Genomic DNA, 16,640 nt, shown 5'->3' with positions numbered 1-16,640 from the left:
CTCCCTATTCCGCGGCCACCGGCAGCGACGCGTTTTGCAGCAGGCGCCAGATCCGGTTCGGCGTCGCCGGCATGTCGACATGGGTGACGCCGAGATGCGACAGCGCGTCGACGACCGCATTGATGACGGCCGCCGGCGAGCCGATGGTTCCGACTTCGCCGCAACCCTTCACGCCCATCGGCGTGTGCGTGCAGAGTGTGGAATGCGTCGCGACCTTCATCATCGGCAGATGGTCGGCGCGCGGCATGCAATAATCCATCAGCGAACCCGACAGCAGTTGGCCGGAGCCTTCGTCATAGACCGCGTTCTCGAACAGCGCCTGGCCGACGCCCTGCACGATGCCGCCGTGCAGCTGGCCCTCGACGATCATCGGGTTGATCACCGTGCCGACGTCGTCGACCGCGGTGTAATTGACCAGCGTCACCGTACCCGTTTCAGGGTCAACCTCGACCTCGGCGATGTGGCAGCCGCCGGGATAGGTGAAATTGACAGGGTCATAATAGGCCTGCTCCTCCAGCCCGGGCTCCAGCACTTCGAGCGGATAATTGTGCGGGACATAGGCCGCGCCCGCGATCTCCTCGAAGGTCTTCGTGCGGTCGGTACCGGCGACGGAGAATTTGCCGCTCTCGAACTGGATATCGACTTCGGCTGCTTCAAGCAGATGCGATGCGATCTTCTTGCCCTTGGCGATCACCTTGTCCGTCGCCTTGGACAGCGCAGCGCCACCGACCACGAGGGAGCGCGAACCATAGGTGCCCATGCCGAACTGCACGCGGTCGGTATCGCCGAACACGATGTCGACATTCTCGAAGGCGACGCCGAGCTTGTCCGAGACGATCTGCGCGAACGTCGTCTCATGACCCTGGCCGTGATTGTGCGTACCGATCATGACCGTCACCTGGCCGGTCGGATGCACCCGCACCGTGGCACTCTCATAGAGGCCACCGCGCGCGCCGAGCCGCCCCGCAAAGCGCGACGGCGCGAGGCCGCAAGCCTCGACATAGGTGGAGTAGCCGAGCCCGCGGAATTTTCCCTTGCTGGAAGAGGCCGCTTTGCGCACGCCGAAATTCTTGACGTCGGCAGCGACCAGCGCGCCATCGAGGCAACCCATGGGATCGCCGGAATCGTACTGCACCAGAACCGGGGTCTGATAGGGGTAGGCCTCCTTCGGGATCATGTTGCGGCGGCGGATCTCGACGCGATCGATTCCCATCTCGGCGGCCGCGACATCGACGATGCGCTCCAGCACGAAGGTCGCTTCGGGTCGGCCGGCACCGCGATAGGCGTCGACCGGGACAGTGTTGGTGAAGACCACCTTCACGTTGCAGTAGATCGCCGGCGTCGTGTAGACGCCGCCAAGCAGCGGACCATAGAGGTTGGTCGGGATGTTCGGCCCGAAGGTCGAGAGATAGCCGCCCATATTGGCGAGCGTGTTGACGCGGAAGGCGAGAAACTTTCCGTTTTCATCCAGGGCCAGTTCGGCCTCGGTGACGTGATCGCGGCCGTGGCGATCGGAAACGTAGCCTTCCGAGCGGCTCGCCACCCATTTCACCGGCCGCCTTACGCGCTTGGCGGCCCAGGTGATCACGGCCTCCTCGCCATAGTGGAACTGCTTGACGCCAAAACCGCCGCCGACATCTGGCGCAACCACGCGCAGCTTGTGCTGCGGGATGTTCAGCACCAGCGCGCCCATCAGGAAGCGCACGACGTGCGGAAACTGGCTGGTGGTCCACAGCGTGAAGCGATCGGTGCCGGGCTCGTATTCCGCGATCGCCGCCCGCGGCTCCATGGGATTGCCGATCAGGCGATTGTTGACGAGACTGAGCTTTGCGACATGCGCGGCCTTGCGGAACGCGGTCTCGACCGCGGCCTTGTCACCGAGCTCCCAGTCGCAGCAGATATTATTCGGCACGTCGTCGAACAACTGCGGCGCATCCGGCCTGACTGCTTCGAGCACGCCTACCACGGAGGGCAGTACCTCGTAGTCGACCTTCAGCAGTTCGGCGCCGGCGTTCGCCTGCTCCGGCGTCTCGGCAATGACGAACGCCACCATGTCGCCGACGAAGCGCACCTTGTCCTGTGCCAGCATCGGGAACGGCGGCTCCTTCATCGGCACGCCCTTGGCGTCCGAGATACCCCAGCCGCAGGGCAGCGAGCCCAGGCCCTCGGCCTTGACGTCGTCACCGGTCAGGACCGCGATCACGCCGGGCGAGTCCAGCGCCGCGCTCTTGTCGATGCCGCGCAGCACTGCGTGCCCATGCGGCGACCGCACGAACACACCGGCGGCCATGCCGGGGCGCTTGATATCGGAGACGTAATTGCCGCGGCCGGTGAGGAAGCGCTGGTCTTCCTTCCGCTTCGGTGCGGCGCCGATGCCGATTACATTGCCCATGGTCACTCTCCCTTGGCGGCGTTCATGGCGGCGGCGCCGGCCATCACCGAGACGACGATGTTCTGATAGCCGGTGCAGCGGCAGATGTTGCCTTCGAGGCCGTGGCGGACATCGGCCTCGGTCAGGTCCGGTTTCTCGGTGGCGAGCGCCACCGCGGTCATCAGCATGCCGGGCGTGCAGAAGCCGCATTGCAGGCCGTGATGCTCGCGAAACGCCTCCTGCATCGGATGCATCTGGTTCGAGCCGGGCGCGCCTTGCAGACCTTCGATGGTGAGCAGCGTCGCGCCGTCGAGCGCGGGCGCCAGCAGCGTGCAGCTTTTCACGGGCAGGCCATCGAGATGCACCACGCAGGCGCCGCACTGGCTGGTGTCGCAGCCAATATGCGTGCCTGTGAGATTGAGCTGCTCGCGCAGCAGCTCGGCGACGAGCGTTGCGGGCTCGACGTCGACAGTGGTTGGCCGGCCGTTGAGTGTGAAGGATATCTGCACGGTCATACTCCTGTGCGCAACGGGTCTTTAGGCGAGAGGCAACGCGCTGCCGGCGGCCCATGTGGCCATGACGACATCGCCGACGGTGAAGGGATCTGCGAAGAAGGTCTTTTCCGGCACGTAGGCGACGAACTCGTCATCCGGCACGGTGTCGAGCATGACCTTGACGAAGTAGCCCTGGTATTCGATCGCAAGCACCCGGCTCGGCAGCGAGGTGGTATAACCGGGTGGCAAATCCCTGCCCGGCCTGATAAGCGCGACATCGTCGCGCCGCACGGCAATATCGACCTGGTCGCCGACGTTGACGTTTGCACGAGCCTGAAGCGGCACTTCGATGCCCGAAGGAGCTGCCTGCGCGAGCGTGAAGCTGGCGCCGTTGACCTTCTCGACCCGGCCGGACAGCACGTTCTGACCGCCCATGAACTCGGCGACGTAGCGATCATGCGGGTGGGCATAGACGTCGCGCGCGGCGCCCGCCTGCTTGATCCTGCCCTGCTCCATCACGACGACGAGGTCCGCGAGCGCGATGGCCTCGAGCTGGGTGTGGGTGACGTGAATGAAGGTGATGCCGAGCTCCTGTTGCATCCGCCGCAGCTCCTGGCGCATCTGGACGCGGAGCTGCTCGTCGAGCGCGGACAGTGGTTCGTCGAGAAGCAGCACGCGCGGCTCGGTGATCGCGGCGCGCGCCAGCGCGACCCGCTGCTGCTGGCCGCCGGAGAGCTGCGCCGGCAGGCGATCGGCGAACTGCGTCAGCCGCACTTTCTCGATCATGGCGTCGGCGGCGCGCAGACGATCGGCCTTGGACTGGCCGCGCACGCGCAAGGCGAAGGCGATGTTCTCGCGCACGGTCAGATGCGGGAACAGCGCGTAGGACTGGAACATCATCGCGGTGCGGCGCTGCACCGGCGCAAGCCCAACGACGTTCTGGCCGCCGATCACGATCTCGCCGGCGGTCGGGTCCTCATGGCCGGCGATCATGCGCAGGATCGTGGTCTTACCGCAGCCGGACGGTCCTATGAAGCAGCAATAGGCGCCGTCGGCGATCTTCAGGTTGACACCGTCAACCACGTAAGTCGCGCCGTCGAAGCTCTTGCAGACGCCCGCCAGTTCGATATCGCCGCGATCGTACTTCATTCTTTACCCTTGGCCTGGCTGCCGCGCTTTCTCTGGATCAGCACGATGGTGCCGAGGCTTGCGCCGATGACGATGAAGGAGACGATGGTGGTCACCGTGCCGAGCGCATAGAGCGAGGGCGAGGTGACGTTCAGCGTCATGCTCCAGATTTCCAGCGGCAGCGTGTTCAGCGAGCCTGCGGTCTGCAGGCTGCGCGCAAACTCGTCATAGGACAGCGTGAAACCGAACAGCGCTACCGCGACCATGCCGGGCGCCAGCACCGGGATCATCACCAGCCGGATTGACTGCCAGCGGCTGGCGCCGAGGTCGTACGCTGCCTCTTCCCATACATGGTCGAAGCGCGACATCACCGCGAACATCACGAGCACGCCGAACGGCAGCGTCCAGGAGAGCTGGGCACCGAGCGCGGAGGTGTACCAGCTCGCATTCAGCCCCAGCGCCTGAAACAGGAGCCCCGTGCCGAGACCGAGCACCAGGCCGGGGGCGACCAGGCTGCCGATCATCATATAGAAAACAAACGAGTCGCCGCGAAAGCGCTTGCGGAAACCGAGGCCGGCGAGGAACGAGACCACCACGGTGATGATGGTGACGACAAAGGCCAGCTTGATCGAGCGGTCGAACGAGCCCTTGACGTCGCCGGTCCGCACTTGAGTGAAGAGATCGACGAACCAGTGCAGCGAATGCCCCTTCATCGGGAATACGAGGCCGCCGCGAATGTCCTGGAACGACAGGACGTAGATGCAGAACATCGGACCATAGAGCGCGATCACGTAGGCCGCAAACAGCGTCGCCAGCACATAGAACGTCCAGGGCCGGCCGCCCTTGCTCGGCGCGATCGCCTTGGTTGTCGCAGGCGCGACCGTTTCGGGCATGTCGGCGAGAACCGCACTCATCGCGTAATCTCCTGCCTGACATCGACGGTGCGCAGGATCAGCGAGACGACGGCGACCAGCACCAGCGTCAGCAGCACGGCGCTCGCGGCCGCGGTCGGATATTGCAGCACGCCGACATCCTCGTAGAACGCGCTGACCACCGATGCCGAGCCGCCGCCGGACATCACCTTCACCACGAAGAAATCGCCCATCACGATCGAGACAACGAAGATGGTGCCGAGCGCGATGCCGCTCTTGGACATGGGCACCACGATCAGGCGCATGATGTCGAAGCGGCTGGCGCCGGCATCTATCGCCGCCTCGATCAGCTTCTTGTCTATCCGCGCCATGGAATTGAAGATCGGCACGATCATGAAGATCGTGAGCTGGTGAACGTAGGCGATGACGACAGCGAGGTCGGAGAACAGCAGCACTTCCAGCGGCTGACGGATCACGCCCATCGCCAGCAGCACCTGGTTGATCAGGCCTTCCTTGCCGAGCAGCGGAATCCAGGAAATCATCCGGATGATGTTCGAGGTCCAGAACGGCACGGTGCACAACAGGAACAGGCCGATCGCGAGCAACTGGTTACGGACGTGGAACACCAGGAAATAGGCGACGAAGAAGCCGATGATCAGCGTGAAGATCCAGGTCAGCACGGTGAACTTGATGGTCGCCAGATACAGCTTCAGCGTCAGTGCGGAATGCAGCACCTCGATATAGCTTGCGAGCGTGAAGCCCGGTGTCAGCCCGCCAAAGCCGTCGGTGGCGAAGACGCTCGCGGCCAGCACCACCAGGATCGGCGCCACGAAGAACGGCACGAGCACGAGCACGAGCGGCGAGACATAGAGCCAGCCGGCGAGGTTCGAACGTGAGGGACTTGAGCTTGGCTGCATATCAGCAAACGCCTCGGAGCCGATCTTGTCGCACCGGCGCGTGGCGGCGCCGGTGCTTCTTGACGTCAGGGAAAGCAGATTTCAGGCCACCTTGAAGTCGTTCCAGCGCTTGTTCATGTAGGCGGCCTCGTCCATCAGCGTGTTCCAGCACGAGATGTTCTTGACGCGTTCGAGGAACGAGCCGCCGTCGCGCCTGGTGCCGGCCTTTTCCATCGGCACGCCGTAAGGATCGTTGACGACTTCGGGTGCGGGCTGGCCCTCGTACCAGAACGCCCATTCGGCGGGCGTCAGGAATTTCTTCGCGGTCGAGGGCACCGGGCTGTAGTAGCCGTAGCGCGCGACGAAGCCGCCCTGCCAACCCGAGAGGTACCAGTTGAGATATTCGTAGGCGGCATCGAGCTTCTTGCCGCAGAGATGCTTCATCAGGCCCATGCCGTTGCACCAGCCGCGATAGCCTTCCTTGCCGTTCTTGATGTTGACGGGCGCGTAGACGCAGGGAATTTCCTTGACGCGCACCGCGGCAACCGCCGGCGACCACATCGACTGGATCACCACTTCGCCCGCGGCCATCAGCTGCACCGACTGGTCGAAGGTGGTCCAAGTCGCGCGAAACTGGCCTTCCTTCTTCAGCTCGATCAGCTTGTTGCAGGTGAAGTCGATCTCCTCCTTGGTCATGTTGCCCTTGTTGCCGTACTTGATCAGTCCGGCACTTTCGAAGCAGAGCGCGGCATCCATGATGCCGATTGCAGGCACGTCGAGGATCGCGGCTTTGCCCTTGAATTTTGGATCGATCAGATCCTTCCATTCGGTCACTTCGTGGCCGACGAGATCAGGGCGATAGCCGATGGAGTCGGCGTTGTAGACCTGCGGCAGCAAGGTCGCCCATTCCGTGACGCCGTCGTGGAGATCGGTGGAGTCAGGCTTGGCGATGTACATGGCTTCATAGGGCGAGATGCCCTGGCGCGGGATCTTGTGACCATCGATCTCGCCCTTGGTGAAGATCGGCAGAATGTTGTCGAACTCCTTGATCTTCTTGACCTCGATACCCTGGATCACGCTGCGCTTGGCGGCGAGCTTGGCCTGCCAGCCCTCGAGGTCGGCGATATCGACCGTATTAGGCTGGCTTATGAAGCGGTTGATGGCAGCCGACGTGTCGAGGTTTTGCATCGTCACCTTGAAGCCAAGATCCTTGGCCGCCTGGTCGCCGATCGCCTTCACCACGGAATACGACACACCGACATGGCGCAACTCGATATCCTTGATCTCCTGCGCCCAGATGGTCGGGAATCCGCGAATCGCATCCGAACCTGCGGCCGCGCCCGCAACGGCCGCCGCACCCTTCAAGAGTGTGCGCCGGCTCAGCTTTTTGGACGACTTGACGTTCGCCTTGGCTTCCAGTCCCGCCGGATCGGAAGCGGACGTCCCCTTGGTCTCATCAGACATGGCAACCCTCGTTGGTTACGATGAACGCGCGTACCGATCGCCATTGATCGGCTGCTTGGTGATCAGTTGCGCGTGAGGCTATGGCCGAGATTTTGCGAAGTAAAATTGGAAGTAAAAATCCGCTGCATAAACGCGGCTAATGGATCAGGCCGCTGCATCGGCTTTCGGCAGGCACGCATAAGAAGGCGTCAGGCCGTGCATGCAAGGCTTGGCAACGGGCCTCGCCGGCCCGTTCGAGCAGCAGAGATGATGACGAATTGCCTCAGGACTTGAGCGTGTCGCGCGCCGTCTCCGGCGTCATCAGCGTCGCGATGATCGTGACGATCGAGAGCGCGATGATGTAGAGCGACACCGGCCAGTAGGAGCCGGCCCAGGCCAGCAGCGCGGTTGCGATCAGCGGCGAGAAGCCGCCGCTCAGCGCGGCTGCGACATTTGCCCCTAACGAGGCGCCGCTGTAGCGCACCTGGGTGCGAAACAGCTCCGGCATGAACGCGGCCTTCGGTCCGAACAGCAGCGCATGCGTCAGCGTCATCGTGACGACGAGTGCCAGCGTGATCAGTACCGGCTCCTTTGTGTTCAGGAACCAGAACAGCGGAAACGCCAGCGCCACCGTGAACACGGCGCCGGCGAGATAGAGCGCCTTGCGACCGAAGATATCGGAGAGCCAGCCGGCAAGCGGCAGCGTCGCGAACTCGACGATTGCCGCATAGACGACGGCATTCAGGATCACCTGGCGCGGGACGCCGAGCTTTGCCGTGGCATAAACCACGACGAACACGGTGAGGAGATAGGCGAGCCCGACCTCGGACACCGTGATGCCGATCGCCAGCAGAAAGCTGCGCCAGTCACGCCGCAGCACTTCCCAGACCGGCTGCGCCAGCACCTCCTTGCGCTCGACCACTTCCTTGAAGTGCGGTGTCTCGGCGAGCCTCAGCCGTACGATGAAGCCGATGCCGACCAGCAAAATGCTGATCAGGAACGGCACACGCCAGCCCCAGCTCAGGAAATCCGCTTCAGGCAGTTGCGTCATCAGTCCGAAGATGCCGGTGGACGCCGCGACGCCGACGGGAAAGCCTATTTGCACCAGGCTGCCGTAGAAGCCGCGGCGGTTGCCGGCATGCTCGACCACCATGACGACCGCACCGCTCCACTCGCCGCCGAGCCCGATCCCCTGGATGAAGCGCAGGATGACGAGCAGGATCGGCGCCCAGACGCCGATCTGGCTGTAGGTCGGCAGGCAGCCGATCAGGAACGTGCCGAGCCCCATCGCGATCATGGTCGCGACCAGCATTGTCTTGCGTCCGAGCCGGTCGCCGTAATGCCCGATGATGGCGCCGCCGATCGGCCGCGCCACGAATCCGACCGCATAGGTCGAGAACGCCGCCAGCGTGCCGAGGAAGGGATCGAAGCTGGGGAAGAACAGCTTGTTGAGCACGAGTGCGGCGGCGGTGCCGTAGATCAGGAAGTCGTACCACTCGATCGCGGTGCCGAGCGCACTTGCCCACACCACATGCGCCGTCGTCGACCGCTCCGCTTCGCCGGAGACCCCCGTTGCAACAGTCATTGCCATCCGCCCCACGATTCCACAGGGCATCATGGCCAATCGCTGCTGGGGTTGCAACCTGGAGGAGCATTGTATGCGACCGTGATCACGACGCGTGATGTTCGCACCGCCGCCACCTCACCGTCGTCCGGGCGAAGCGCCTCTTATTCGCTATTGACAAACTTATTTGCTAATATCTAACTTTGCCGAAACATCCGGCCGCGCCAAGCGGCCCATGAAAGAGAGGAAACTTCGATGAGAGGGCTTTTGGCCTGCGCCATGCTCGCTGCCATGATTTCTGCTGCCACGACCACGGTCGCCAGCGCGCAAGTCTCCGACGACGTGGTGCGGATCGGCGTGCTGACGGATCTGTCGAGCTGGGGCCGCGACAACTCGGGGCCGGGTTCGGTCGAGGCGGCCAGGATGGCGGTGGAGGAGTTCGGGCCAACCGTGCTCGGCAAGCCGATCGAGATCATCAGCGCCGATCACCAGATGAAGACCGACGTCGGCGTCAACATCGTGCGCGGCTGGTTCGACAACGGCAAGGTCGACGCGGTCGCCGATATCCCCAATTCCGGCATCGCGATCGCCGTGCACAACATGGTGCGCGAGCGCAACAAGATCGCCCTGCTCTCCGGCCCCGGCGCGAGCTCGCTGACCGACGAGCTGTGCAGCCCTAACACCGTGCACTTCACCTACGACACCTACGCGCTGTCCAAGGTGACGGCCTCCGCCGTGATCAAGGAGGGCGGAAAATCCTGGTACTTCATCACCGCGGACTATGCCTTCGGCCAGCAGCTCGAGAAGGACGCGACGCGCTTCATCAACGAGATGGGCGGCAAGGTGCTCGGCGGCGTGAAGCATCCGACCAACACCGCGGACTTCTCCTCCTTCGCGCTGCAGGCGCAAAGCTCGAAGGCCGACGTCGTCGCCTTCGCCAATGCCGGCCAGGACACCGACAACGCCATCAAGCAATCGGGCGAGTTCGGCCTCGTGCAGGGCGGCCAGAAGCTCGTCGGCCTCCTGATGTTCGACACCGACGTGCATGCGATCGGGCTGAAGTCGGCACAGGGCACCTACATGACGACCGCGTCGTACTGGAACACGGACGAGCAGACGCGCGCCTGGTCCAGGAAATTCTTCGCCCGCACCAATGTGATGCCGACCATGATCCACACCGGCGTCTACGGCTCGGTGCTGCATTATCTCAAGGCCATCAAGGCCGCGGGCACCGACGATCCGGCCAAGGTGATGGCGAAGATGCGCGAACTGCCGATCGAGGATACCTTCGTCCACGGCGGCAAGCTCCGTGAGGACGGCCGCGTCATCCGCGACATGTACCTGGCCAGGGTGAAGTCGCCGGAGCAGTCGAAGGAGCCCTGGGACTATCTGGAGATCATCAAGACCGTGAAGGGCGAGGACGCCTTCCGTCCGGTCTCCGAGTCCAAATGTCCGCTGTTGAAGAAGTGAGGTGAGGCATGGCCGGCAACGAGCGCAACGCGAGCGAAACCTACGAGTGCGATGTGCTCGTGGCCGGATCGGGATGCTCCGGCATGTCGGCGGCGATCACGGCGCGGCACCGCGGCCTCGACGTGCTGATCATCGAGAAGGAGCCGCGCTTCGGCGGCACCACCGCCCGCTCCGGCGGCTGGCTGTGGATCCCCGGGACGTCGCTGGCGAGGGCGTACGGCATCGCGGAGACGCCGGAGCAGGCGCGCACCTATCTGCACCACGAGGCCGGCAACAATTTTGACGCGGCGCGGGTCGATGCGTTCCTCAGTGCCGGCCCCGAGGCCGTCGACTTCTTCACCGGCAAAACCGCGCTGCGCTTCGACATGCCGCTGGTCTTCCCGGACTATCACGCCGAGGCACCCGGCGGCGCGCAGGGCGGCCGCTCGATGGTGACACGCCCGTTCGACGGCCGCGAACTCGGCGACCTCATCAAGACGCTCGGCATGCCGCTGCCCGAGCTCACCGTGTTCGGCATGATGCTGGGAAGCGGCAAGGAGATCATCCATTTCATGCGGGTGACGAAGTCGCTGACCTCGGCGGTGTACGTCGCCAAGCGCCTGTCGCGGCACCTGATGGATGTGCTGCGCTACGGCCGCGGCATGACCCTGACCAACGGCAATGCGCTGGCGGGGCGTCTCGCCAAATCCGCGCAGGATCTGAAGATCCCGATGTGGTTGTCCTCGCCGGTAAGCGAGCTGACGGTCGAGAACGGCGCTGTCACCGGTGCGATCGTGTCGCGTGAGGGCCGCGACGTCCGCATCCGTGCGCGCGCGGGCGTCGTGCTCGCCTGCGGCGGCTTCCCGCATGATGTCGAGCGGCGCAAGAAGATGTTCCCGCACGCGCCGACCGGCAATGAGCACTATTCACCCGGCCCCCTCGGCAACACCGGCGACGGCCTGCGTCTTGCCGAAAGCGCGGGCGGGCATGTCGAGGACCGCTTGCCGAACGCGGCGGCGTGGGTGCCGGTGTCGCTGACCACACGCAAGGACGGCTCGAAGGGCGTGATGCCGCATTTCATCGACCGCGCCAAGCCCGGGGTGATCGCAGTGATGCGCGACGGCAAGCGCTTTGCCAACGAGGGCAACTCCTATCACGACTTCGTCCAGGCCATGATCAAGGCTGCACAACCGAGCGAGGAGATCGCAGCCTATCTCGTCTGCGATCACAAGACGCTGCGGAAATACGGCCTCGGCTGCGTGCCGCCGTTCCCGATGCCGCTGGGTCATCACCTCGCGACCGGCTACCTCATGCGCGGCGACACGCTGGAGGCGCTGGCGGCGAAAGCCGGCATCGATGCGAAGGCATTCACGGATACCGTCAAGCAGTTCAACACGACCGCGCCGCTGGGGCACGACGCCACCTTCGGCAAAGGCTCAAAAGCCTATAACCGCTACCAGGGTGACGCCATGCACGGCCCGAACCCTTGCATCGCGCCGATCGAGAACGGCCCGTTCTATGCCATCAAGATGGTGGTCGGCGATCTCGGCACCTATGCCGGCATCGTCACCGACGAGAACGCGCGGGCGCTGGACGCGGAAGGACGGGTGATTCCCGGGCTCTATGCCGCCGGCAACGACATGGCGAGCATCATGGGCGGCAACTATCCCGGCGCCGGCATCACGCTTGGGCCGGCGCTGACCTTCGGCTACATTGCCGGACGACATCTCGCCGACAGCGCCGCGAAGCGCAACGCGGCGTAGGCGAATCGCATCGGAGGCGCATGAAGAGAGAAAGCCGCGGCATCCAGTCGATCGAGGTCGGCGGAGAATTGCTCCGCGCGCTCGCCAGAAGCGGCGAGCCGATGATGCTGCGCGATCTCGCCCGCGAAGCCGGGATGACGCCGGCCAAGGCGCATCCTTATCTCGCCAGCTTCTCCCGCATTGGCCTGATCGAGCAGGACGAGACCACCGGCCGCTACGAGATCGGCGCGCTGGCGCTCGAGCTCGGCCTGATCAGCCTGCGCCGCCTCTCCGGCGTGCGCATCGCGCAGCCGAAGATCGCAGCGCTGGCAAGCCAGATCGGCCACGCCGTCTCGCTCGCGGTCTGGGGCACGCATGGTCCGACCGTGGTGCAGCTCGAGGAGCCCGGCCAGCCCGTCCACATCGTGATGCGCGCCGGCTCGGTGATGGCGCTGCTGGAGACCGCCACGGGCCGCGCCTTCGCGGCCTTCCTGCCGGAGAAGACGATCAATGCCGCACTTGAAAGCGGGCTCGATCGCCAGGGCGTCGGCTACAATCCGAAGCGGGCGGTGAAAGGCGCCAAGGTCGCAGAAATGCTGGCGGAGGTCCGCAAGCACGGCCTTGCCCGCGCCCTCGGCGATCCCCTGCCCGGCGTCAATGCATTCTCGGCGCCAGTGTTCGATCATTCAGGACATGTCGCGCTTGTCATCACCGCGATGGGTCCGGAAGGCACTTTTGATGCGCGCTGGGACAGCCCGATCGCTCACGCCCTGCGCGATTGCGCGGGCGGGATCTCGAAGCGACTTGGCTACGGGATGACGGCGGCGGCGGAGTGAACGAGCCCTACTTGTCCTTCACCGGCACCGTGTAATTCAGGATCAGGCGGCCGCCATCGGGATAGATCGTTTGGCCGGTGATGTAGGACGCATCGTCGCTGGCGAGGAACGCGACGACGGAGGCGACCTCGCTCGGCTCGCCGCCACGGCCGGCCGGCGTACGGGACATCACGGTCCTGCGGGCATCCTCGGAGGTGTAGATCGACGACGCCACCATGTCTGTCAAGATCGTGCCTGGCCCGACTGCGACGACGCGGATGTTGTGCGGGGCGAGCGCGACGGCGGCGACCGACGTCAGCTGCTTCATGCCGCCCTTCGACATGGCGTAGGTCGCAAGCGCCGGGATCGCCAGCAGCGCGTTCACCGAGGACATGTTGATGATCACTCCGCCGCCGCTGCCTTGCGCGATCATCTGCTTCGCCGCCGCCTGCACGCCGAAGAACGCGCCCTTCAGATTGATGCCGATGATTTCGTCGAATTCCGCTTCGGAGATTTCCAGGATGTCGCGATTGCGCGCGACGCCGGCATTGTTGACCATGATGTCGAGCCGGCCGAACTCCTTCACGGCAGTCGCGACGAGCTGATCCACGTCAGCGCGCTTGGCGACATTGCCGACCACGGTCCGCAAGGCATCGGGCCGGCCCAGTTCGGCAGCCGTTGCGGCCAGCCCCTCGGCATCGACATCCGAGATGACGACCTTGACGCCGTCATCGAGGAATCGCTTTGCACAGGCCTTGCCGATACCGCGTGCTGCGCCGGTGATGGCGGCGACCTTGCCGGATAGTTTCATGGTCTCACTCCAGAATAGCTGCTTGCGGCAGGCCTACGCCGGATCAGGACCGAAGGCTAGGCCGCCGCAAAGCCGAGATGAGCACGGAACCGGTTCTTGATAAAGACGGCATCGCGCGAGGGCAGCGAACGCGGTGGATTTTCGGCCCTGACCTTGATGACAAAAAGCCGCGGGCCATCGGCCGGCTCGGCAATTTGTGCGGCGAGGCGCTGCACCTCCTCGAGCGTTCGCGCAGTGGCCGTCGCGGCAAAGCCACAGGCCGTCGCGATCGCCGTGAGATCGACACCGCGGCCGGTGTGGCTCGCCTGCATGCCGGTCTCGCCAAAATGCTGGTTGTCGATCACGACGATGTCGAGATTGCGCGGTCGCGCGACGCCGATGGTGGCGATACCTCCGAGTCCCATCAGTTGCTCGCCGTCGCCGGTCAAAGCGAGGACGCGCCTGGAAGGCTGGGCCTGCGCAAGGCCAAGGCCGATCAGCGCGGCGCCGCCCATGGCGCCCCAGAGATAAAAGTTGTCGTCGCGGTCGCCCGTCGCATGCAAATCGTAGGTCGGCGAACCCAGGCCGGACACGACCAGCGTGTCGCAGCGATTCTTCAGGAGAGCCGCGACAGCAACGCGGCGATCGAGTTGGGAAGCATTGGACATCGCTATCACCACTTCTTCTTGCCGATCAGGCGTTGCCCGATCAGGACGGCGATCTGCTGGTCGGACCCGTAGGCGAGCGCTGCAGCGGATTCGACGGTCTCGACCAGGTCCTCTGCCGTCTCGGCCCGCATCACCTTCAGCCCGATCGCTTCCAGCGAGGGCTGCGTCGCCCGGCTCATCGGCACCTGCCAGGGATTGAACTCGGCCCATTCGCCGCGCATCGTCACCAGCATCAGCAGCGGAAAGCGGCCGATCGCCGACAGCGACAGCATATTGATGCAATTGCCGACCCCGCTCGACTGCATCAGCAGCACGCTACGCTGGCCGCCAAGCCATGCGCCCGCGGCGATCGCGATGCCTTCCTCTTCCGTCGTCAACACATTGGTGGTGACATCAACGTCGGCGGAAAACATGCGGATGAGCTGGCTGTGGCCGGCATCTGGGACGTAGGACATCTGGCGGACGTCGGCGGCCTTGAGGACGCGATAGAGCTCGGACGGCCAGTCAATTTCGGGATTGGGTTGGGGACTATGCACCGCGAGGTCTCCGTGAATTTCGAGCGGCACTCTAGCGATGTTTGGACGTGAAAGCTCTGACCGTCTGGCACGAACAGGTATTGAAGGATTGTATAGCTGACTTTTGTCGTCATGGAGCAACTGCACATGACTGCGCCTCTCCCCTTGTGGGAGAGGGCATCGCCGCAGGTCGATCCACGCTCGCCGGGGTGAGGGGTATCTCCCCGAGCACTCATACGCATCAGTACACGCCGAGAGATACCCCTCATCCGGCGCTTCGCGCCACCTTCTCCCACAGAGGGAGAACGGACGACACCGTCGTTGCGGCTCGGAGGCTAGTTCGCCCCAGCCCGCGCCGCGGCCGGCATGTAGATCTGCGCGTAGCCTTCCTTGATCGCCGAGGTGATGCGATCGAGGCGGCGGTCGATGTGCTTCTCCAGCACGGACACGCAAGCCTCTTCGTTACGCGCCTTCAGGCCCTCGACGACCGCACGGTGCTCGGCCTGGGTATTGGAGCGGTTGATGCTGTCCATGTCGATCCAGCGCACGAAGCGGATGCGGGCGTTGACGTTGCGCAGCACGCGCAGCATCTCGGCATTGTTCGACATCGCCATCAGCCGCTCGTGGAAGGTCTCGTCCAGCTCGACGAGCTCCACCGATGTGCGTTCGCCCGGATCGGGACCGGTGGCTTCGAGGAATTTCAGCAGCGCGTCGATGTCCTCGTCCCTGGCGCGCTTGATGGCGAGGCGGACCGAGGCGACCTCGATCGACTTGCGCAGCTCGTAGAGATCGAAGATCTCATGCGCGTCGAGCTCGCGGCAGAAGAAACCCTTGCCCGGCGTAAAGCGCAGGAAGCCTTCGGTGTTGAGGCGGTTGAGTGCTTCGCGCAGCGGCGTGCGGCTGACGCCGAGGCGCTTGGCCAGCTCACCCTCGTTGAGTCGTTCGCCCGGCTTGAACTCATAGCTCACGGCCATCGCCTTGAGCTGTTCATAGACGCGATCGACGATACTATCGGAAGCCAGTTCCACGTTGCTCATATCAGCTGCATTCATGCACGAACACAGCTCAATATATCGGGGGCGCGGCAGCGATTGCAATGCAGACAAGAGTAGAGGTTGTGAAGAGCTTTGTGACAGCCGGACTCAGCTGAAGGCGCGTGGGCGCAGTCCAGCATGAAACCAGGTGATCATGGAATAGATGTCGTAGACCGGCAACCCGACCTCGGCCTGCAGCGCCGCCGCGTAGGGCGGCATGTTGGTGCATTCGAGCACGATGGCGCCGACATCGGGATTTTTCGCGACCAGCTGCTTGCCGGCCTCGACCACGTCACGCTCGGCCTGGGCCACATCCATATCGTCCTTCTCGGCCTTGATCAGGACGCGAAAAAATTCCTTGCCGTGCTCGGTGCCGACCAGCGGCGTATCGAGCGGCACTCCGGCACCTTCCAGATGAGCCGGCGTCAGGGTCGAGCCCGATACCGTGACGAGACCGACGCGCTTGCCCGGCGGCAGCGTCGCCTGCACCCACGGCACCTGCATCAGCGAGGAGGTCGCAACGGGAACGCCGACCGCCGCCGCGATCTCTTTCTGGAAGAGCGAGAGAAAGCCGCAATTGGTGGTGATGGCTTCGGCCCCGAGCCGCACCAGATCCCTGGCCGCATCGATGAAGTCGGGCAGCAGGCCGGCGGCACCTTTCAGCACAACCTTCTCCGGCGAGGCGCCGCTCACCACACGGTAGAGCACGGGAAACGGCCAGGTCGTGCCATTGCCCATGTCGCCGGGGATGCGGGGGAAGCGCGCCTCCAGCATCAGGATGCCGAGCGGCGCGCCGTAGATGGCCTTGCCGCCACGGGCGATGCGGGAGGAGGAGCCGGAAGAATAGGTCATGGTGCGA

15 protein-coding genes are annotated in these 16,640 nt (G+C 64.3%); 3 read left to right on the top strand and 12 right to left on the bottom strand.

What is annotated here, in order from left to right; genetic code table 11:
- Positions 1-4 precede the first annotated feature (4 nt).
- The 7 genes from XH90_RS06735 to XH90_RS06705 form a co-directional block, all read right to left on the bottom strand.
- Positions 5-2,392: a xanthine dehydrogenase family protein molybdopterin-binding subunit gene (locus tag XH90_RS06735; RefSeq protein ID WP_194479803.1), complete on the bottom strand. Its 2,388-nt coding sequence runs from the start codon at positions 2,390-2,392 to the stop codon at positions 5-7.
- 2 nt (positions 2,393-2,394) lie between these two features.
- The gene (locus XH90_RS06730; protein WP_194479802.1) at positions 2,395-2,886 is read right to left on the bottom strand and encodes a (2Fe-2S)-binding protein; all 492 of its coding nucleotides are present in this window, start codon (positions 2,884-2,886) and stop codon (positions 2,395-2,397) included.
- 21 nt (positions 2,887-2,907) lie between these two features.
- Positions 2,908-4,014 carry an ABC transporter ATP-binding protein gene (locus tag XH90_RS06725; protein WP_194479801.1) on the bottom strand — a complete coding sequence of 369 codons (1,107 nt, stop codon included), beginning with the start codon at positions 4,012-4,014 and terminating at the stop codon, positions 2,908-2,910.
- The gene (locus tag XH90_RS06720) at positions 4,011-4,907 is read right to left on the bottom strand and encodes an ABC transporter permease (protein ID WP_194479800.1); all 897 of its coding nucleotides are present in this window, start codon (positions 4,905-4,907) and stop codon (positions 4,011-4,013) included. The genes XH90_RS06725 and XH90_RS06720 overlap by 4 nt, the downstream gene beginning before the upstream one ends.
- Positions 4,904-5,782 carry an ABC transporter permease gene (locus tag XH90_RS06715; protein WP_194479799.1) on the bottom strand — a complete coding sequence of 293 codons (879 nt, stop codon included), beginning with the start codon at positions 5,780-5,782 and terminating at the stop codon, positions 4,904-4,906. The genes XH90_RS06720 and XH90_RS06715 overlap by 4 nt, the downstream gene beginning before the upstream one ends.
- Positions 5,783-5,863: 81 nt before the next feature.
- Positions 5,864-7,225, bottom strand: coding sequence for a PotD/PotF family extracellular solute-binding protein (locus XH90_RS06710; protein WP_194479798.1), 1,362 nt, complete (start codon positions 7,223-7,225; stop codon positions 5,864-5,866).
- 262 nt (positions 7,226-7,487) lie between these two features.
- Positions 7,488-8,789 carry an MFS transporter gene (locus XH90_RS06705; protein ID WP_194479797.1) on the bottom strand — a complete coding sequence of 434 codons (1,302 nt, stop codon included), beginning with the start codon at positions 8,787-8,789 and terminating at the stop codon, positions 7,488-7,490.
- Between the two features lie 234 nt (positions 8,790-9,023).
- On the opposite strand from XH90_RS06705, the gene XH90_RS06700 reads away from it, so the two are divergent.
- Genes XH90_RS06700 through XH90_RS06690 form a run of 3 tightly spaced genes read left to right on the top strand, consistent with a single transcriptional unit; the run spans position 9,024 to position 12,795 of the window.
- A complete protein-coding gene (locus tag XH90_RS06700; protein WP_194479796.1) occupies positions 9,024-10,238 on the top strand; it encodes an ABC transporter substrate-binding protein in 1,215 nt (404 codons plus the stop codon).
- Between the two features lie 8 nt (positions 10,239-10,246).
- Positions 10,247-11,980 carry an FAD-dependent oxidoreductase gene (locus XH90_RS06695; protein ID WP_194479795.1) on the top strand — a complete coding sequence of 578 codons (1,734 nt, stop codon included), beginning with the start codon at positions 10,247-10,249 and terminating at the stop codon, positions 11,978-11,980.
- 20 nt (positions 11,981-12,000) lie between these two features.
- On the top strand, positions 12,001-12,795 hold the full coding sequence (locus XH90_RS06690) for an IclR family transcriptional regulator (RefSeq protein WP_194479794.1): 795 nt from the start codon (positions 12,001-12,003) through the stop codon (positions 12,793-12,795).
- Between the two features lie 7 nt (positions 12,796-12,802).
- On the opposite strand, the gene XH90_RS06685 is transcribed toward XH90_RS06690, so the two are convergent.
- The 5 genes from XH90_RS06685 to XH90_RS06665 form a co-directional block, all read right to left on the bottom strand.
- Positions 12,803-13,585: an SDR family NAD(P)-dependent oxidoreductase gene (locus XH90_RS06685; RefSeq protein ID WP_194479793.1), complete on the bottom strand. Its 783-nt coding sequence runs from the start codon at positions 13,583-13,585 to the stop codon at positions 12,803-12,805.
- A gap of 56 nt (positions 13,586-13,641) precedes the next feature.
- Positions 13,642-14,232, bottom strand: coding sequence for a thiamine pyrophosphate-dependent enzyme (locus XH90_RS06680; protein WP_194479792.1), 591 nt, complete (start codon positions 14,230-14,232; stop codon positions 13,642-13,644).
- A gap of 5 nt (positions 14,233-14,237) precedes the next feature.
- Positions 14,238-14,768 (bottom strand): thiamine pyrophosphate-binding protein, encoded by a 531-nt coding sequence (locus XH90_RS06675; RefSeq protein ID WP_194479791.1) that lies wholly within the window; start codon positions 14,766-14,768, stop codon positions 14,238-14,240.
- 314 nt (positions 14,769-15,082) lie between these two features.
- A complete protein-coding gene (locus XH90_RS06670; RefSeq protein WP_194479790.1) occupies positions 15,083-15,784 on the bottom strand; it encodes a GntR family transcriptional regulator in 702 nt (233 codons plus the stop codon).
- A 105-nt stretch (positions 15,785-15,889) separates the two neighbouring features.
- Entirely contained in the window at positions 15,890-16,633 is a 744-nt protein-coding gene (locus XH90_RS06665) for an aspartate/glutamate racemase family protein (protein WP_194479789.1), read from the bottom strand.
- Positions 16,634-16,640: the final 7 nt, after the last annotated feature.

Origin of the sequence: Bradyrhizobium sp. CCBAU 53338 (assembly GCF_015291665.1) — a bacterium.
In the GTDB taxonomy this organism is placed as follows: Bacteria; Pseudomonadota; Alphaproteobacteria; order Rhizobiales; family Xanthobacteraceae; genus Bradyrhizobium.
The sequence above is the reverse complement of the archived record's forward strand: the minus strand, read 5'-3'. Positions and strand labels throughout refer to the sequence as shown.